The 18,625-nt window shown below is 72.0% G+C and carries 15 protein-coding genes and 1 tRNA gene; 7 read left to right on the top strand and 9 right to left on the bottom strand.

Going from position 1 to position 18,625, the window contains the following annotated elements:
* Positions 1-48: 48 nt before the first annotated feature.
* The 5 genes from V1634_RS30315 to V1634_RS30295 all read right to left on the bottom strand — a co-directional run bounded on the left by V1634_RS30315 (position 49) and on the right by V1634_RS30295 (position 5,592).
* On the bottom strand, positions 49-2,604 hold the full coding sequence (locus V1634_RS30315) for an FtsX-like permease family protein (protein ID WP_331211141.1): 2,556 nt from the start codon (positions 2,602-2,604) through the stop codon (positions 49-51).
* Positions 2,598-3,392, bottom strand: coding sequence for an ABC transporter ATP-binding protein (locus tag V1634_RS30310; RefSeq protein WP_331211140.1), 795 nt, complete (start codon positions 3,390-3,392; stop codon positions 2,598-2,600). Before V1634_RS30310 ends, V1634_RS30315 begins: the two co-directional genes overlap by 7 nt.
* Before the next feature lie 94 nt (positions 3,393-3,486).
* Complete coding sequence (locus tag V1634_RS30305; protein ID WP_331211139.1) at positions 3,487-4,293, bottom strand: WecB/TagA/CpsF family glycosyltransferase; 807 nt, start codon at positions 4,291-4,293, stop codon at positions 3,487-3,489.
* A gap of 31 nt (positions 4,294-4,324) precedes the next feature.
* Positions 4,325-5,398 (bottom strand): NAD-dependent epimerase/dehydratase family protein, encoded by a 1,074-nt coding sequence (locus tag V1634_RS30300; RefSeq protein WP_331211138.1) that lies wholly within the window; start codon positions 5,396-5,398, stop codon positions 4,325-4,327.
* Positions 5,399-5,509: 111 nt separating this feature from the next.
* A tRNA-Leu gene (locus tag V1634_RS30295) sits at positions 5,510-5,592 on the bottom strand.
* Between the two features lie 277 nt (positions 5,593-5,869).
* On the opposite strand from V1634_RS30295, the gene V1634_RS30290 reads away from it, so the two are divergent.
* The 7 genes from V1634_RS30290 (at position 5,870) to pknB (ending at position 14,815) form a co-directional block, all read left to right on the top strand.
* Entirely contained in the window at positions 5,870-6,661 is a 792-nt protein-coding gene (locus V1634_RS30290; RefSeq protein ID WP_101371703.1) for an FhaA domain-containing protein, read from the top strand.
* A 5-nt stretch (positions 6,662-6,666) separates the two neighbouring features.
* A complete protein-coding gene (locus V1634_RS30285) occupies positions 6,667-7,149 on the top strand; it encodes an FHA domain-containing protein FhaB/FipA (protein ID WP_278065213.1) in 483 nt (160 codons plus the stop codon).
* Positions 7,146-8,564 (top strand): PP2C family protein-serine/threonine phosphatase, encoded by a 1,419-nt coding sequence (locus tag V1634_RS30280; protein ID WP_331211137.1) that lies wholly within the window; start codon positions 7,146-7,148, stop codon positions 8,562-8,564. Before V1634_RS30285 ends, V1634_RS30280 begins: the two co-directional genes overlap by 4 nt.
* Before the next feature lie 145 nt (positions 8,565-8,709).
* Positions 8,710-10,101, top strand: a complete 1,392-nt coding sequence (locus V1634_RS30275) for an FtsW/RodA/SpoVE family cell cycle protein (RefSeq protein WP_331211158.1) — start codon at positions 8,710-8,712, stop codon at positions 10,099-10,101.
* The gene (locus V1634_RS30270) at positions 10,098-11,603 is read left to right on the top strand and encodes a peptidoglycan D,D-transpeptidase FtsI family protein (RefSeq protein WP_331211136.1); all 1,506 of its coding nucleotides are present in this window, start codon (positions 10,098-10,100) and stop codon (positions 11,601-11,603) included. Before V1634_RS30275 ends, V1634_RS30270 begins: the two co-directional genes overlap by 4 nt.
* A 1-nt stretch (position 11,604) precedes the next feature.
* Positions 11,605-12,978, top strand: coding sequence for a serine/threonine-protein kinase (locus tag V1634_RS30265; protein WP_331211135.1), 1,374 nt, complete (start codon positions 11,605-11,607; stop codon positions 12,976-12,978).
* Between the two features lie 19 nt (positions 12,979-12,997).
* A complete protein-coding gene (gene pknB, locus V1634_RS30260; RefSeq protein ID WP_331211134.1) occupies positions 12,998-14,815 on the top strand; it encodes a Stk1 family PASTA domain-containing Ser/Thr kinase in 1,818 nt (605 codons plus the stop codon).
* Positions 14,816-14,950: 135 nt separating this feature from the next.
* On the opposite strand, the gene V1634_RS30255 is transcribed toward pknB, so the two are convergent.
* The 4 genes from V1634_RS30255 to V1634_RS30240 are packed head-to-tail and all read right to left on the bottom strand — an operon-like array spanning position 14,951 to position 18,480.
* Entirely contained in the window at positions 14,951-15,601 is a 651-nt protein-coding gene (locus V1634_RS30255; protein WP_331211133.1) for an aminodeoxychorismate/anthranilate synthase component II, read from the bottom strand.
* A gap of 5 nt (positions 15,602-15,606) precedes the next feature.
* Positions 15,607-15,909, bottom strand: coding sequence for a hypothetical protein (locus tag V1634_RS30250; RefSeq protein WP_331211132.1), 303 nt, complete (start codon positions 15,907-15,909; stop codon positions 15,607-15,609).
* Between the two features lie 7 nt (positions 15,910-15,916).
* A complete protein-coding gene (locus tag V1634_RS30245) occupies positions 15,917-17,674 on the bottom strand; it encodes a class E sortase (protein ID WP_331211131.1) in 1,758 nt (585 codons plus the stop codon).
* Positions 17,671-18,480 carry a DUF881 domain-containing protein gene (locus tag V1634_RS30240; protein WP_331211130.1) on the bottom strand — a complete coding sequence of 270 codons (810 nt, stop codon included), beginning with the start codon at positions 18,478-18,480 and terminating at the stop codon, positions 17,671-17,673. Before V1634_RS30240 ends, V1634_RS30245 begins: the two co-directional genes overlap by 4 nt.
* Between the last annotated feature and the right edge of the window lie 145 nt (positions 18,481-18,625).

Genomic DNA, 18,625 nt, shown 5'->3' with positions numbered 1-18,625 from the left:
CGGCTCAGCATAGGAAAGCGCTATCCCAAGCAACAGGGGGCACCACACCTACTCCCGCACACCCGCGAGCTGGGCGGCCGGGGTACGCAGCGCCAGCATCGTCGGCACCAGGCTGGCCAGGACGGCGGCGAGCAGGCACCCCGCCGCGATCAGCGTGATCGGCGCCCACGGCACGCTGATCTGCGGCTGCGCCACCAACTCGGCCAACCGGGCCCGCAGCCCCGCCAACATCGCGGCGCCCACCAGCCCGGCCAGCGCCGTGCCGGCCAACCCGACCAGCACCGCCTCCAGCCCGACCATCCGCAGCACCTGCCCGGGAGTCGCCCCGGTCAACCGCAGCACCGCCAGCTCCCGTCGCCGGTCGTTGGTAGCCATCACCAGCGTGTTCGCGATCGCGATACCGGTGTAGAGCAGCGCCATCCCGAGCACCGCCAGCAGCGCCACCCGGTTCTGCTCGTACTGCGCGGCATCCCCCACCACCAGGTGCTCGGCGGTCGGCAGCACCCGGCCACCGCCGGCAACGGCCACCGCGTCGAGCGCCGCCGGATCACCGCCGTCCAGGTAGACGACGTCGGCGCCGCCGGGCTGGTGCGCCCGGCCCAGCTCCCAGGGCAGCAGCAGGGTCCGATCCAGGTCGAGCGAGTCGGCGAGTACGGCCACCACCCGCAGCCGTACCTCGGTCGTGTCGGCGAGCCACACCTGGACCCGCTCACCGACCCGCCAGCCCATCGAGCGGCTCACCGCCACCGTGTCGGTACCGGCCAACCCGTCGACCGAACCCGCCACCACCGGCAGCCGCAGCACCCGGTCCAGCCCCGCACCGACGTACCGGGCGGAGTACTCCTCGGGATAGTCGTCGCTGCGCACGTACACCTCGGTCTGCCGGCTCGGCACGGCGGCGCGTACCCCGGCGACCCGGCCGAGCGCCGCGACCGTCGGCTCGGCCAACCCCACCGGACCGCTCGCGGTCGCCACCGCACCGGCGGTGACCCGCTCCCGCGCGGAACTCTGCTCAGCCTGCCAGAGCGTCGCGGTCAGCGGCAGCGTGGTGGCCGCGATGCCGACGGTGACCAGGATCGGTGCGGCGGTGGCGGAGGTGCGGCGCAGCGCGCTCAACGCGCTCGACCGGGCGATCGCACCGGTCTGCCCGCGCAGCGGAGCGCCGAGCACCGGCACCAGTACCCGGATCAGCACCGGCGCGAGCAGCCCGGCGGCGGCCAGCGCCAGCTGGGCGACCAGCATCACCATCGCCAGGCCGTCCGAGACCCCGATCTCCGGCAGCACGGTGAGCAGCAGCACCGCGCCGCCGAGGAAGAGCAGCCCGAACAGCCACCGTCCCCAGCCCATCACCCGGGTGTCGACCGACGCCTCGCGCAGCGCCTCGACCGGACGTACCCGGGCCGCCCGGCGGGCCGCGACCCCGGCGCCGAGCAGGGCGACCAGCAGACCGGCCCCGGAGGCCGCGAGCAGCGGCCAGAGGACGAACCCTGCGGTGAAGTCCTCCGGCGCGAACCCGGACCGGGCCAGCCAGTGCGCGTACGGCGGCGCGGTGACCAGGCTGAGCAGGCTGCCGGCGAGCCCGGCCAGCACCCCGACGAACACCGCCTCGCCGAGCACCAGCCGGCGGATCTGCCGGGGCGTGGCACCGGTGGTACGGAGCAGAGCGAACTCGCGCCGCCGCTGCGCGACCGCGAACGAGAAGGTGCCGGCGACCACGAAGACCGACACGAAGGTGGCCACCCCGGCGGTGGTACCCAGCAACGACGCCGCGATGGCAAGCTCGTCGTCGTCCGGATCCGGCTCGGCGGCCCGCCGGTCGTCACCGGTGAGGACCCGGAACCCGGGCGCGGCGGCCCGGACCCGCCCGGCGAGCGTGCCGGCGGAGACCCCGTCGCCGGCCCGGAGCGCCACGGCGGTGATCCGGTCGCCGGCCAGCGCGGCGGCGGCCCGGTCGGTGGCGAAGACGACGACCGGCGCGTCCCCGTCTCCCGTCCGCTCGTCGTCTCCCGTCCGCTCGTCGTCGCCCGACCGTTCCTCGTTCCCCGGCCCGTCCGCTGTGCCGGCGGCCGGGGTCAGCACCCCGCTGACGGTGAACGTCCGTGGCCCGTCCGGCGTCTGCACCGGGATCCGGTCACCCGGCCGGTGCCCGCCCGGCGAGGTGGAGACCACCTCACCATCCACAGTGGGTGGCGCGCCCACCAGCGGGCCGTACCCGCCCAGTGCCGAGGCCGACCAGGGGCGGACGATCCCCGCCGTACCGGCCAGGTCGACCGGAACCTGACGGTCGGGTACCGCCGCGGTGACCCCCGGCACCGTACCCAGCCGGGCCGCCAACTCGGCCGGCACCGGCCGCGAGTACGGGGTACCCGTGGTCGAGGTGTACCGCTCGTCGCCGGTACCCGTGCTGACGCTGACCGACTTCGGCCCGGCCACCACCACGTCGGCGTTCCGGTACCACCGGGTGGCCCCGTCCGTCCCGCCGACGCTGGACGCCAGGGCGAGCCCGGTGGTGGCGAGCAGGCAGACGCCGAGGCAGAGCGCGACGAAGGTACCCACGAACGCGGTCCAGCGGCTCCGGAACGTCTGGCCGGCAAGCGTCAGCACGGCGCGACCCGCCCCGCCCCGACCGCTCCGGGGTGGGCCGGCTCCGGGTCGGTGGGCGGCGGCGCGGCCGGTTCCAGGGCGGTCATCCGCGCGGCCACCGCCGGTGCGGTCGGTTGCCGCAGCTCGTCGACCACCCGGCCGTCGGCGAGGAAGACCACCCGGTCGGCGTAGCCGGCGGCCACCGGATCGTGGGTGACCATCACGATCGTCTGCCCGGCCCGGTCCACCTGCCCGCGCAGCAGCCGCAGCACCTCGCGCCCGGCCGTCGAGTCCAGCGCGCCGGTCGGCTCGTCGGCGAAGAGCACCCGGGGACGGGTGATCAGCGCGCGGGCGATCGCCACCCGCTGCTGCTGCCCACCCGAGAGCTGTGCCGGCCGGTGCCCGGAGCGCCCGGCCAGACCCACCGCGGCGAGTGCGGCCCGGACGTCGCCCCGATGCGGCCGGCGCCCGGCCAGCCGCAGCGGCAGTGCGACGTTCTGCTCGGCGGTGAGTGCGGGCAGCAGGTTGAAGGACTGGAAGACGAAGCCGATGGTGTCCCGGCGCAACAGGGTCAGTCGGGTCTCGGAGAGCCCGCCGAGGTCGACGTCGCCGACCGTGACGCTGCCGGCGGTCGGCCGGTCCAGCCCGGCCGCGCACTGCAACAGCGTGCTCTTGCCGGAACCCGACGGACCCATCACCGCCGTGAAGGTGCCGCTGGCGAACCCGAGGGTAACCCGGTCCAGCGCGGTCACCGCGCCGTCGCCCGAGCCGTACCGTCTGCTGACCTCCGCCAGCCGCACCGCGTCCATGGCAGCGAGTCAATCGGACCGTGCGCCCCGAAACACTCCCGGCGACCGGCCTTTCCCGGGTAGGGGCAGCCCTACCCCGCCGCGTACGGGCCGGTCAGACCGCGAAGGTGGCGGGGCGGTCGTTCGCCGGAGCCGGCGGGGTGGCCTTCCAGATGCCGAGCCGCTGCGCGGTCAGCCGGGCCACGTACGCCGGGTTGAGCACCATGTAGCGGTGGAAGAGGCGCTTCGGTTCCAGCCCGAACCGCCACAGCCACTCCAGACCCACCCGCTGCATCCACGGTGGAGGCTTGCGGAGCAGGCCGGCGTGGTAGTCGAAGGCCGCGCCGACCGCCATCAGCGGCATGTCGAGCAGCGGCCGCATCGCGTACGCGAAGACCTCCTGCCGGGGACAGCCGAGCCCGACCAGCACGAGCCGGGCCCCGGAGGCACGGATCCGGTCGGCGATCTCGGCGTCCTCGCCCGGTCGGGCCGGCCGGAACTTCGACGACTCCACCCCGGCGATCTTCAGGGCCGGGAACATCCGCTCCAGCTCGGGGATCAGCCGGGCGAGGGTGTCGTCGGTGGAACCGTAGAGATAGACCGGCATCCCCTCGTCGGCGAACCGGGCCAGCACGCTCAGCGTCAGATCGGGGCCGTAGACCCGTTCGGCCAGGGCGGCGCGGTGCAGCAGGTTGAGCGCCCACCGCACGGGCTGCCCGTCCGGGGTGACCACGTCGAAGGCGTTGAGCCGGGCGTTGTGCGCCGGGTCGAGCACCCCGGTCATCACCCCGTGTACGGCCAGCGCGGTCAGCGCCATCGGCCGGCGTTCCCGCCCGGCGGCCACCACCTGCTCGGTCGCGGCCTCGTAGTCGACCGCGTCGACCAGTACGCCGAGCACGTTCCGCTTACCCCGCGAGATCACAGTCCTCCCCCTGCCCCGCTGGTCGCCGCCCTCACGGCTGCGGCACCCACTTGTCGACGTTGGCGGCGTAGATCTCCTGGAGGATCATCGGCACGTCGTAGATCTGCTTCCAGTGCGGATAGTCGCGCTGGAAGGCGGCGTTCGAGCCGATCCACCACTGGTGGTCGCCGACCCGGTTCGCCTCGTGGTATTCGGTGACCATCTCCTGCCCGGTGATCTGCTCGGCCAGCGCGAACGCCTCCAGGTGCGAGCAGTTCGAGTGCCGCCCGCCGCCGAGGTTGTAGACCGCCGCCGAGCGGGGCTCCCGGAAGAACGCCTCGAAGGCCGCGACCACGTCGTGGCTGTGGATCGCGTCCCGGACCATCTTGCCCTTGTACCCGAAGATCTTGTATGTCCGGCGCTCCATGTTGCAGCGCATCACATAGCCCAGGTAACCGTGCAGCTCGGTGGCGGAGTGCGCCGGGCCGGTCAGCGTGCCGCCCCGGAAGCAGGCGGTCTTCATGCCGAAGTAGCGGCCGTACTCCTGCACCATCACGTCGGCGGCGACCTTGGAGGCACCGAAGACCGAGTGCAGCGAGCCGTCGATCGACATGTCCTCCTTGATGCCGTCGAAGTACGGGTGGTCGGCCGCGAGCTCCCAGCGGGTCTCCTGCTCGATCAGCGGGAGGCTGTTCGGCCGGTCGCCGTAGACCTTGTTGGTGGAGCAGTGGATGACCGGCGCGTCGATGCAGTGCTCGCGGACGTTCTGTAGGACGTTGAGCGTGCCGCCCGCGTTGACGTCGAAGTCGGTGAACGGGTCGCGCAGGGCCCAGTCGTGCGAGGGCTGCGCGGCGGTGTGGATCACCACGCCGATGTCGCGGCCGTACCGCCGGAAGATCCCCGCCAGCGCGTCCCGGTCGCGGATGTCGACGTCGTGGTGCGTGTACGCGTCACCGAGGTCACTGGTGAGCCGCAGCACGTTCCAGGCGGTGCTGGCCTCGGCGCCGAAGAAGCGCCGCCGCATGTCGTTGTCGATTCCGACCACGTCCAGGCCGAGTCCGGCGAAGTGCCGGACCGCCTCGGAGCCGATCAGGCCGCCGGATCCGGTCACCAACGCGACTGTCACTCGCACTCCTGGTTGCCCTCGGGTCGGAAAACCACCGGAGCATAGCGCGATGGCGACTGTGCCCCGATATGAACGAGGGGCCCCGTGTCACCACGGAGCCCCTCGAAGCGGTGGGGAAGGGGGGAGTTGAACCCCCACGCCCTTTCGGGCACACGGACCTGAACCGTGCGCGTCTGCCATTCCGCCACTTCCCCTTGCGAGGCGTGACCCGCGTCGCCCCGTGTCCTCTCGACGAGAGGCCCGGGACAACCCGGCTCATCCCCCGAGCGCGCCACAGGACAATAACAATCGTGTCCGGAGCCCACTCTTCGGCATGTGCCGGGACATACTACGCTGTCCCTACTGCCGCTGCGGGCCTTACCGCTCGCAGCGGATGGAAGAGTAGCACGACTATCCCCGGCCGCTGAGGAGAGGCCGGGTGCAGGCGGCCGAGCGGCGTGCGAGCCGCACGTGCGGCGGCCGGATACCATCATGTCCTCGGAACCCGAGGAGGAGCCGGTGAGCGTGCTGCAACGCTTTGAGAAGCGTCTGGAGGGCCTGGTCGAGGGGGCCTTCGCAAAGGTGTTCAAAGGGGTCGTGCACCCCGTCGAGATCCTCAACGCGATGCAGCGGGAGGCAGAGGCGCACAAGGCGATCCTCGCCGGTGGGCGCACTCTGGTACCCAACCGCTACGTGATCGATCTCTCACCGTACGACCACAGTCGGCTGGCGCCGTACGCCGCCGCGCTGGCCCAGGAGCTGGCCCAGTCGCAGGCGGAGTTCATCGGCGAGCAGGCGTGGACGGTCTACGGCGACGTCATCGTCGAGATCGAGCGCGGGGACGGCCTCGACACGGGGATGTTCCGGGTCACCGCCGAGGTCTACACCGGCGGCGACGTGGCGCCGGTGCACTCCTCGCCATACGACCAGCAGCCCGGCGGCTACCCGCCGTACGACCAGGGCGGCGGCTACGGCCCGCCGCCGGGGCACGGTGCCGGCGGTCGCAACATCCGGCTGGTCTCCGGCGACGGCCGCACCTACCCGTTGCAGATGGGCTCGACCGTGATCGGCCGGGGCGACCAGGCGAACCTGCGGCTGCCGGACGTCGGCATCTCCCGCCGGCACGCCCGGCTCGACTTCGACGGCGCCCAGGTGGTGCTGACCGACCTCGGGTCGACCAACGGCACCATGGTCAACGGGCAGCGGGTCTCCGCCGTGGCGCTCAACCCGGGCGACATGATCCAGCTCGGCACCACCACCCTGACCTTCCGCGTGGACGGCTAATCACCTTGCCCCCATTCGTCATCACCGTTGCCCGGATCGGCTTCATCGTCCTGCTGTGGATCTTCGTCTTCACGGTGGTCGGGGTGATCCGTCGGGATCTCTTCGCGGGCGCGAGGTCCAGTCGCCTCGTCGCCGCGCCGCGCGGGGTGGGGGCCGCGCTGGGACAGAACAAACCGGCGAAGGTCAAACGGGGCCGGGCGGCGCACCAGTTGGTCGTCACCGGGGGCCAACTCGCCGGTACGCGGATCACGCTCGGCGAAGCACAGATCACCATCGGCCGGGCGGAGGACTCGACGCTGGTGATCACCGACGACTACGCCTCGGCCCGGCACGCCCGGCTCGTGCCGCGCAACGGGCAGTGGTTCGTCGAAGATCTCGGCTCGACTAACGGGACCTACCTCGATCGCGCTAAGGTCACCGGACCTACCCCCGTCCCCCTCGGCGTGCCGATCCGGATCGGCCGCACTTCTCTCGAATTACGGCCATGACTCTGACCCTGCGTTACGCGGCGCACAGCGACCGCGGGCTGATCCGAGACGGCAACCAGGATTCCGTCTATGCCGGGCCGCGGCTTCTCGCCGTGGCCGACGGCATGGGCGGGATGGCCGCCGGTGATGTCGCCAGCAACATCGTCATCGGTGCCATGGCCCCGCTCGACGAGGACGTCCCGGGTGACGCCCTCGTCGACGCGCTGCGATCGGCCGTGGACACCGCCAACCAACAGTTGCGCGACACGGTGGACGCCAATCCGCATCTCGAGGGGATGGGCACCACGCTCACCGCTCTGCTCTTCTCGGGCAGCAAGATCGGCATGGTGCACATCGGTGACTCCCGCGCCTACCTGCTCCGCGAAGGCGAGTTCGCCCAGATCACCAAGGACGACACGTACGTCCAGATGCTGGTCGACGAGGGCCGGATCAGCCTGGAGGAGGCGAGCAGCCACCCGCAGCGGTCACTGCTCACCCGGGCGCTGGACGGTCGCGACATCGACCCCGAATACTCCGTACGCCAGGTGCGCACCGGTGACCGCTATCTGATCTGTAGCGACGGGCTCTCCGGCGTGGTGAGCGCGGAGACCATCGGGGAGACGCTGCGCAACGTCAAGGATCCCCAGGCGTGCGTCGAGCGGCTGGTGCAGCTCGCCCTCCGGGGCGGCGGCCCGGACAACATCACCGTGATCATCGCGGACGCCAGCGACCAGGACATCCTGGAGGCGGCCCCGATCGTCGGCGGCGCGGCCTCCCGGGACCGGGGCATGGCGACCTCGGCCGACGACTCGACGCCGGCCGCCCGGGCCTCGGCGCTCTCCCCGCCGCGTCCGGCCAGTCCGGAGCCGCCCGAGCCCGAACCGTCCGCCGACGACGAGTCCGAGCGGCCCCGCCGGCACCCGCTGCGCACCGCCGTACTCGTGGTGGCGCTGCTCGGGGTGGTCGGCGCGGGACTCTGGTTCGGCTGGGACTACACCCAGCGGCAGTATTATGTCGGCGCCACCGACGACGGTCAGCTCGCGGTCTTCCAGGGCATTCCGGGCCGGATCGCCGGGCTCGAACTGTCGAACGTGCACGCGACCAGCCCGACGAAGCTGGACGACCTGACGGACGCCGCCCAGGAGCAGGTGAAGCAGGGCATCCAGGCCGACGACGAGCCGGACGCGGAACGCCGGCTCGCGGAGCTGACGAACGAGGACCCGGGCAATCCCAACCTGAAGCCGCTCTGCCAGCCGAGCGCCACGCCAGGCCCCACCCCCAGGCTGAGCGCCACTCCGGCGCCCCCGACCACACCCACTCCTACCCCCGGCCAGACCGTGCGGGCGACCGCCACTCCGGCGGACACGCCCGACGCGCCACCGTCCGACCCGATCCCGCCGGTCACCGACCCTGCGGGATGCCGGTCGATCGAGTGAGCGTCAGCTCCGACGATCCGAGGGAAATCACGTGACCGCCCCGCCTGGATCGGCATCGACGCCCGCACCCACGGGCGAGTTGCCACGTGTCCGAGTCGCCGCCAGGTCCAGGCGGAACGCCGAGTTGGCGCTGCTGCTGCTCGCCATGGTCGTCGTGGCGGCGTACGCGGCGACGGCCGAGGCGAACCTGCTCGACACGGTGACCTTCGACTTCTGGGTACCGATCGCGTCGATCACCGCCGTCTTCCTGGCGATCCACGTGGTGGTCCGGTTCCTGGCGCCGTACGCCGATCCGGTGCTGGTGCCGGCGGTCGCCCTGGTCAACGGTCTCGGCGTCGCCTTCCTGCGCCGGCTGGACCTGGGCAAGGCCACCCCGGACGAGCGGGCCGACCTCACCATGTTCTCCGGCACCGGCGGGCGGCAGCTCGCCTGGACGCTGCTCTCGGTGGCGCTCGCCGCCGGGCTGCTGGTGTTGATCCGGGACCACCGGGCGATCAGCCGGTACGCCTACACCCTGGTGCTGGCCGGCATCGTACTGGTGATCACCCCTGCCCTGTTGCCCGCGAAGTACTCGCAGGTCAACCCCCAGTCGGACGCCAAGCTCTGGATCAGTTTCGGCGGGTTCACGATCCAGCCCGGCGAATTCGCCAAGCTGGCCCTGCTGGTCTTCTTCGCCTACTACCTGGTCCGCAAGCGCGAGGTGCTCTCGTTGGCCAGCCGGCGCTTCCTCGGCGTCGACTTCCCGCGCGGCCGGGACCTCGGTCCGGTCATCGTGGTCTGGCTGATCAGCCTCGCGGTGCTGGTCTTCCAGAAGGACCTCGGGACCTCGCTGCTCTACTTCGGCATGTTCGTGGTCACCCTCTACATCGCCACCGAACGGGTCAGCTGGCTGATCATCGGTCTGCTGCTCTTCTTCGGCGGTGCCGTGCTCGCCTGGTATCTCGGCAGCACCGTCGGGGGGCCGTTCGCCAGCTTCTACACCCGGGTGGACATCTGGCTCGACCCGTACGGCGACCCGTACGGCAGCGGTTGGCAGACCCTCCAGGGACTGCTCGGACTCGGTACCGGTGGGCTCTTCGGCACCGGCCCCGGCGCCGGGCAGCCGACGGAGATTCCCGAGGTGCACACGGACTTCGTCTTCGCCGGCCTGGGTGAGGAGATCGGCCTGTTCGGGCTCTCCGCCCTGCTGGTGGTCTATCTGCTGATCATCGAGCGGGGGCTGCGGGCCGCGCTGGCCGTCCGTGACTCGTTCGGCAAGCTGCTCGCCGGTGGTCTCTCCTTCACGGTCTGCCTCCAGCTCTTCGTGATCATCGGTGGCGTCAGCGGCCTGATCCCGCTCACCGGCCAGACCACGCCGTTCCTCTCCGCCGGTGGCTCGTCGCTGATGGCGAACTGGCTGCTGGTCGCGGCTCTGCTCCGGATCTCCGACGCCGCGCGCCGGCCGGTCGACTCCGCTTCACCGGCTCGGCCGAGCGGGGCACCCGCCGGACCGCCGGCACAGTTGCACGGCGCCACAACGGAGGTGATCAGGCCGTGAACGCACCGTTGCGCCGGGTGGGCGTCGTCGTGATGGCCCTGTTCGGCCTGCTCTTCGTCAACCTCAACTACGTACAGGCGTACAAGGCCGACGAATATCGCAACAGCGACTACAACGGTCGGGTCCAGGTCGCCGAGTACGAGCGCAAGCGCGGGATCATCGAGGCCGGCGGTACGCCCCTGGCGACCAGCAAGGAGACCGGCGGCAAGCTGAACTTCCTCCGCACCTACCCCAAGGGCGAGGTGTACGCGCACGCACTCGGCTACAAGCCGGTCAACCTGGCCGACACCGGCATCGAGAAGAGCGAGAACGAGTTCCTCGCCGGCACCAGCGACCAGCTCTTCGGGGACCGGGTGCGGGACCTCTTCACCGGCAACCAGACCGCGGGCGGGAACATCCTGCTCACCCTCTCGCCCCGGGCGCAGGAGACCGCCTACCGCGAGCTGGTCAACAACCGCAGTGACGTGACCAAGGGCGCGGCGGTGGCGCTCGACCCGACCACCGGGGCGATCCAGGCGCTCGTCTCGATGCCGAGCTTCGACCCGAACCCGCTGGTCGACCACGACACCAAGAAGGCCGAGGCCGCGTACAACCAGCTCGACGCCGCCAAGGACGGGCCGCTGAAGAACCGGGCGCTCTCCGAGACCTTCCCGCCGGGCTCCACCTTCAAGGTCATCACCGCGGCCGCCGCGCTGGAGAACGGGTACGACCCCGGCACCCGGATCCTGGCCGGTCCCAGCTACCTGGCGCCGACGGCCGGCCAGCCGATCCGCAACGCGTCGTCGGGCATCTGCCCGGAGGCCCAGGTCACGCTGACCCAGGCGTTGACCGAGTCCTGCAACACCGGCTTCGCCCAGCTCGGGGTCAAGCTCGGCGCCGCCAAGCTCAAGGACGAGGCCCGGCAGTTCGGCTTCGAGGACGACGAGCTGACCGTCGGCCGGCTCAACGGTTCGGGCCAGAAGGCGGCGGCCAGCCGTACCGGCGATATGGCCACCCCGGACGGCAACGACGACCCGCCGCAGGTGGCGCAGTCGTCGATCGGGCAGAACAACGTCCGGATGACCCCGTTGCAGGGCGCGCTGATCGCGGCCACCGTCGCCAACGACGGGCGGCAGATGCGGCCCTACCTCGTGCAGCAGCAGCTCGGCCCGGACCGCACCACCGACTACTACACCGCGGTCCCGAAGGAGCTGCGCCAGCCGGTCAGCGCGGAGGTGGCCAGCCAGCTCGAAGAGATGATGGTCAGCGTGGTGCAGAACGGCACCGGCACCAACGCGCGGATCAACGGCTACCGGGTCGGCGGCAAGACCGGAACCGCCGAGAACGGCGGAAACAACGCGGACCACGGCTGGTTCGTCGGGTTCGCGATCAACAGCGCCGGTAAGCCGATCTCGGCCGTCTGCGTCTTCCTGGAGAACGCCGGCTCGGGCGGCAGCGCCGAGGCGGCGCGGATCAGCCAGCAGATCATGCGGGCGGTCATCACCGACCGGGGAGGCCGCTGACATGCTGAAGCCCGGAGTGCTGCTCGGTAACCGGTACCGCCTCGACGAGCGGATCGCCGGCGGCGGCATGGGCGACGTGTGGCGGGGCACCGACGAGGTGCTCGGCCGTACGGTGGCGGTCAAGATCCTGCTGCCGGCGCTGCTGGACGAGCCGGGCTTCGCCGAGCGGTTCCGGGGCGAGGCCCGGACGATGGCCACCATCAACCACCCCGGCGTGGTGGACGTCTACGACTACGGCAGCGACCAGCAGATCGCCTTCCTGGTCATGGAGTACGTCGAGGGCGACGCGCTCTCCCGGACGCTGAGCCGGGTCGGCCGGCTCACCCCGGCCCGCACCATGGCACTGGTCGCGCAGGCAGCCGACGCGTTGCAGGCCGCGCATGACAAGGGCATCGTGCACCGGGACGTGAAGCCGGGCAACCTGCTGGTCAGGCCGAACGGCACGCTGGTGCTGACCGACTTCGGCATCGCCCGCTCGGCCCTGGTCGGCCAGCTCACCGCCGCCGGTTCGGTACTCGGCACCGCGTCGTACATCTCGCCGGAGCAGGCGGCCGGCGAGGTCGCCACCGCCTGTTCCGACGTGTACGCGCTCGGCGTGGTCGCGTACCAGTGCCTCGCCGGCCGGCGGCCGTTCGAGGGCAACAGCGCGATCGAGATCGCCATGAAGCACGTCCGGGAGACTCCCCGGCAGCTTCCCGGCGACATCCCGCCGGCGATCCGGGCGATCGTCGAGCGGTCGATGGCGAAGGACCCGAAGGCCCGCTGGCAGAGCGCCGCCGAGCTGGCCGCGGTGTCCCGGCAGGCCGCCGCCACGATCGGGATGGCCAACCAGCCCGGCCGAACGGTCGCGTCGCTGCCGGTGCCGCCGCAGCGTCCCGCGCCGCCGGCACCCGCGCCGGTGATGCCGCCCCGGCCGACCTCGGTCCCACCCGCGCCCCGGGTGCCGCCCGGCGCCGCGCGGGTGGCACCCGTCGCGCCGCACTCGCCGGCCGTCGCGCCGGTGGCCCGCCCGCCGGCCGGTACGGCGCCGGTCGGGCCCGCCGGCTACAACCGGGGCGCGGCCCCGGTGCCGCAGCCGGTCCGGCCTCGCCCGGAGGCCGCATACTCGTATCCGGGGCGTCCGGCCGTACCACCGCCGTCGCCCGGGAACCGCTCCTTGCTGATCGCGCTCTTCGTCGTACTGGGCCTGTTGGTACTGATCTGCTCGGGCGTGGTTGCCTTCAACTGGAAAGAGAACCAGAACAACAACAGCGGCATGTCAGCGCCCCAGACGGCGATATCGGAATTCCGGCCGGAAGCCGGACGCGACGCACCGCCCGGTGCGCCGTACCGTCAGGTGGAACGGACCGGATACCCCGGCGGGGTGACCAGATGAGCGAAGGACGACAGACGAGATGACGGCGCAGGCCCGCCTGCTGGGTGGCAGGTACCAGGTCGGCGAGCTGCTCGGTTACGGCGGCATGGCCGAGGTGCACCGCGGGCGCGACCTCCGGCTCGGCCGCGATGTCGCGATCAAGATGCTCCGTACCGATCTGGCCCGTGACGACACCTTCCAGATGCGTTTCCGGCGTGAGGCGCAGAACGCCGCCTCGCTGAACCACCCCGCGATCGTCGCCGTCTACGACACCGGCGAGGAGATCGCGCCCACCGGCGAGACCCTGCCGTTCATCGTGATGGAGTTCGTGAACGGCCGGACGCTCAAGGAGGTGCTCGCCGCCGAGGGGCGGCTGATGCCCCGGCGGGCCCTGGAGATCACCGCCGACGTCTGCGCCGCGCTGGAGTTCAGCCACCGGCACGGCATCATCCACCGGGACATCAAGCCCGGCAACGTGATGATGACCCAGACCGGCCAGGTCAAGGTGATGGACTTCGGCATCGCCCGGGCGCTGGCCAGCGGTGCCACCACGATGACGCAGACCAGCGCGGTGATCGGTACGGCACAGTACCTCTCCCCGGAGCAGGCTCGGGGCGAGGCGGTGGACGCCCGGTCGGACGTGTACGCCGCCGGTTGCGTCCTCTTCGAGCTGCTCTGTGGCCACCCCCCGTTCGTCGGCGACAGCCCGGTCAGCGTCGCCTACCAGCACGTACGGGAAGATCCGCCGTCGCCGAGCGACCTCAACCCGGACGTCACCCCGCCGATCGACGCGATCGTGCTCAAGGCGCTGTCGAAGAACCCGCTCAACCGCTACCAGAGCGCGGCCGAGATGCGTGCCGACCTGCTCCGTGCGGCGGCCGGCCGGCCGGTGATGGCCACCCCGGTGCTGCGCGAGGACGAGACGATGGCGATGTCACACACCGCCACCACCCGGCAGATCCAGGCCGGTGGAGGCCGGCCGATGCCGCCGGCCCGGGTCGGTGACGCGCGGCGCCGCAAGGCGTCCGCCTGGGTGATCGCCACGCTCAGCGGCCTCGGGGTGCTGGCGGTGATCGCCCTGGTCGCCGCGCTGATGATCAACAACGACAACAACGATCCCGGCACCACGGCCAGCGTCGAGGTGCCGAACGTGGTCGGCAGCACCGAGGCGGCGGCCCGGAACGCCCTCGAGCAGGCGGAGTTGACCGCCAAGGTCGGCGATCCGGACACCAGCGACGACTGCAAGGTGGGGCAGGTCACCTCGCAGAGTCAGGCACCGACCACCAAGGTCGACGCGGGGACCGAGGTCGAGATCCGGGTCTGCACCGGTCCCGGCAGCGTGACCGTCCCGGCCGGTCTGATCGGCGGTACCTTCGAGTCCGCCGAGATCCGGCTCAAGGAGCAGGGCCTGGTGGTCAAGCGCACGGACGTGAGCAGCGACAAGAACAGAGGCACCGTCACCGACGTCGACCCGGCCGAGGGGAGGAAGGTCGCCAAGGGCAGCACGGTGACCGTCTCGGTCTCCCGGGGCAACGTCGTCGAGGTGCCGAGGGTCCTCGGGCTCCAGGAGGACGAGGCACGGGAGCAGCTGGACAAGGCCGGCTTCAACGTGCGGGTCGTCGACGGTGAGCCGGTGCCGCCGGCCGAGGCCGGCGAGGTGACCAAGCAGAACCCGTCCGCCGGGGAGAAGAAGCCGACCGGCACGACCGTGACGATCACTGTCAGCGTGGCGGAGGAGGACGAACCGGTTCCCCCCACCCCCACTACTCCCACGCCCACCGGGCCGGGCGACGGCGGTGGCGGCGGCGGACTGTTCCCACCGGTGAACCCGCCGGTCACCCGGCCCGAATCACGGTGATCGCGGCGGTGCGGCGAGGCTGACCTCGACGCGCTCGACCATCCCGGCGGAGTCGCCCCGGGGTGGTCGGCGACCACGTGCCGGGCTCGGCCAACCTGAGAGACCGTGACGCCGATCTCAGGGCGTCACGCCGGCTCAGGACGTGACGAAGGCGGCCCGGCGCCGGGCGTCGACCTCGGCGGCCAGCGCGGGAGCCTCGTCCAGTGCCGCCGGCAGGCCGCAGCCGGCGAGCCAGTTGGCGAGCATCAGGTGGCCACCCTCGGTCAACACCGACTCGGGGTGGAACTGCACCCCCTCGACCGGCAGCTCGCGGTGCCGCATCGCCATCACCACGCCCGACTCGGTCCAGCCGGTGACCTCGATCTCCGCCGGCAGGGTCTCCGGGAGTACGGCGAGCGAGTGGTAGCGGGTCGCGGTGAACGGGTCCGGCAGCCCGGCCAGTACGCCCACGCCCCGGTGCCGGACCTCGGACGTCTTGCCGTGCAGCAGTTCGGGCGCCCGTTCGACGGTCCCGCCGAAGGCGGCGCCGATGGCCTGGTGACCGAGGCAGACGCCGAGGATCGGCAGCCGGCCGGCGTACTCGCGGATCACGTCGAGGCAGACGCCGGCCCGGTCCGGAGTGCCTGGGCCGGGCGAGAGCAACACCCCGGCCACGTCCAGCCGGCCAACCTCGGCGAGGTCGATCTCGTCGTTGCGGCGTACCTCGCAGTCGGCACCGAGCTGGCCGAGGTACTGCACGAGGTTGAAGACGAACGAGTCGTAGTTGTCGATCACGAGGACGCGCATCGGGCCTACCTGGTCGGGCTCGGGGGCGGAGTGTTGTTCCGGGTGGTGTCGTACGGCAACTCGTGCTCGTCGCCGGAGGGTTCGCCGCCGACGCCCGGATCCTCGCCCTCGACCCCGGGCTCACCGGCCGGCCCGCCGGGAACTCCGTTGTCCTGGGTCACCTGGACGTCGTCGAACGGCAGCAGCGGCTCGGCCCACGGGAAGACGACGTACCAGAGCAGGGCGAGCAGGCTCGCCACGATCAGCAGCGAGCCGATCAGTTTGCCCGGTACCCCGAACGGCAGCTTGCGCCAGATCCACGCGTACATGGCGGGGTCAGCCGTCCAACTCGGGTGGGCGGGGCGAGCCCGCCGTCTTCGGCTCGGTACGGATCAGCTCGGCGTGCACGATCAACCGCTGGTAGTTGTCGAACTTCGGGTTGCAGGTGGTCAGGGTCAGCATCGCCTTCTTCGGCTTCGCACCGGGCTTGCCCGGGACCGGGGCGACCACCTCGACCTGGGACGGCCGGACGATCCGGGTCTGCGACACGTGGTAGACGAACCAGGCTTCCTTGGACTCCACGACGATCGAGTCGCCGTCGTCGAGTTCGTCGAGCCGCCAGAAGGTGGCCCGGTTCCGGTGGCCGGCGACCGAGAAGTTGCCGACCTGTCCGGGCAGGGCGCTGGTCGGGTAGTGGCCGGGGGCGTACCGGATGTCCTTCTGGGTGACGCCCTCGACCACGACCCAGTGCTTGTCCAGCTTCGGGATGTAGAGCCCGGCGATCGGCTTGCCCTGCACCGGCTTGGTCGGCTTCGGAGTGGCGGTGGGGGTCGGGCCGACCGTCGGGTCGGGCTCGTCCCACTGCTGTGCCAGCTGCTGGCCGAGGTCGTCCTGGTGTGCGTTGACGATGGTCGACTTGCCCCAGACCTCGTACGCCGCGAAGAGCAGGACGACCAGGCCGAAGGTGATCAGTATCTCGCCGGTGGCCCGGATGCCGGTCCGGATCCGGGAGCCGAGCGACGGCCGGGTCAGCTCGGAGTAGACGCTCTTGTAGCCCTCGTCGGTCTGCTCGGGACGGAGTTGGACGACCCGCTCACCGCGCCGAGGGCGCTGTTCGGCGTCCGCTGCGCCGTCCGGGTCGGCTGAGCCGCCCGCGTCGTCGGTGGCCGGGTGGGGCGGGATCGCGCCGATCAGCGCGGTCGAGTCGATGTCCTCCCGCCGGGCTACTGCCGCGGGCCGGACCTGTGGCAGTGCGGTGGTGGCGTCGGCGGCGACAGCGCGGTGCGGTGGCGCGGACGTGCCGGCGTCGGCGGCCCGCTGCGACATCGGCGGGATCGGCGCGGTTGCCTCGGGGTCCGCCGGGGGGACGGTCGGGATGAGCGCGGTCGGGCTGTCGACCTGACCCGCCCCGTTGGCCCGTCGGCCGAGGTCGCCCGGAGACGGCTGCCGGAGGCCGGGCTCAGCGGGTTCCCAGCCTTCGGACTCGGCGGTGGCCCGGGAGGGCTCCCAGGCGCCCGGTCGGAGGGCCGGCGCCGGTTCCCGGCGCTCCGACGGCGGACGGGCGACCCGGAACTCGGGCTCGACCGGTGGGTACGGCTGCCGGAACTCCGGCTCGGCCGGCGAGTACGGCTGCGGGCGGTAGCCGTCGGCCGGGCCGCGGCGGTCACCGGACCGGCCGTGCTCTCCCGGACGCGGTTCCGGCGGTCCGAACCCCGGGCGGGGTTCCGGCGCTCCAAGGTCCGGGCCGTGCCCGACCGGGCCGGCGGCCGGATGGCGGCCGGAGCCTGCGGCGGGCGGCGGAACGACGCTCTCCGGTGCGGGCAGGTCGACGGTGTCGTGGGCGGCCGGCGGGGGCGGCTCGGGCGTGCGTGGTCTCCGGCCCGGCGGCGCCGGTACGACGTGGTCGACCGTGATCCGGGGGCGTCGGCCGACTGGCTCCGCCGGCTCGGGGCGGGACGGACGGGGTGCCCGGTCCGCCGCCGGTGGCTCGCCGGCCTCGGGCAGTCGGGGGATGAACATGGTCGGGTCGTCGCCGTCCGGGGCGCGGTGCCGACCGTTGCGGGCGGAGTTCGGGTCGCCGGCCACCGGAGTCACCCCGGAACCTTGGCCGACCGGAGTCCGCCGGGACCGTCGTACGCGGGAACCGTCACGCTGGGCTCCACTGTTTCGCGGTATCCGAGGTGGTAGTGGGTGACCGCGTCCCTGAACAACCGGACCCCCTCGGACGCGGCGAGCGCTCGCTGTAGTGCGGCGGGATTGCCGATGGCGGTGATCTCGAATGGTGGTGAGTACACCCGGCCGTGCAGGAGCAGGGTGTTCCCCACGCAGCGTACCGCGCTGGTGGAGAGGACCCGGACACCCATGATTGTCATGGCCTCGGCACCGCCGGCCCAGAGCGCGTTGACCACGGCCTGTACGTCGCCCTGGTGCACCACGAGATCGTCGTTGCTGACGTCGGCCGGCAGCTTGCCGTCGCCCTGCTGTGGCGCGTCGTCGAGTTCGACCGTGAGGCCGGGACCGGTCAGCCCGGTGAACCCGGCCGCCTCCCGGCTGCCGGTGGCCCGGTCCCGCTGGGCCGCCACCCGGCCGTCGGAGCCGCCGAGCGCCTCGGCCTGGCTCTCCACCTCGTCGCGGAGCGCGGCGGCCCGCTCCTGCCCGGAGGCGACCTGGTCGCGGCGGTCCTCGATGAGTTGGGCGAGTTCCGGACGGCGGTCCTCGCGCAGCGAGGTGCCGCCGGCGGTGGTGGCCGTGGTGGTGAAGAGCAGCCCGGCGGCGAGCGCGATCAGGGGTACGCCCACCGACCATCCGGGGCGGCGCTCGGCCGACCGCCGGGGCAGCAGCCCCACGGCGGCGCGGCGGAGCACCTTCCGCCAGGAGGCGACGCCGGAGGTGTACTCCATCGAGCCTTCTCCCTCACGATCATGCCGATCTGCTAATTATGTCCTAATCGCGGGAATTACCGAGGCGATCCGGGCGTTCAACCGTCCGTACCCAGATGCCCGGGTCCGTGGCCTGAACGGGTTCTCGCGACTACGCTAGCTGTCG

Source organism: Plantactinospora veratri, assembly GCF_036421995.1.
GTDB lineage: Bacteria > Actinomycetota > Actinomycetes > Mycobacteriales > Micromonosporaceae > Plantactinospora > Plantactinospora veratri.
Note: the sequence above shows the minus strand (reverse complement) of the source record. Positions and strands in the feature narration are given on the sequence as shown.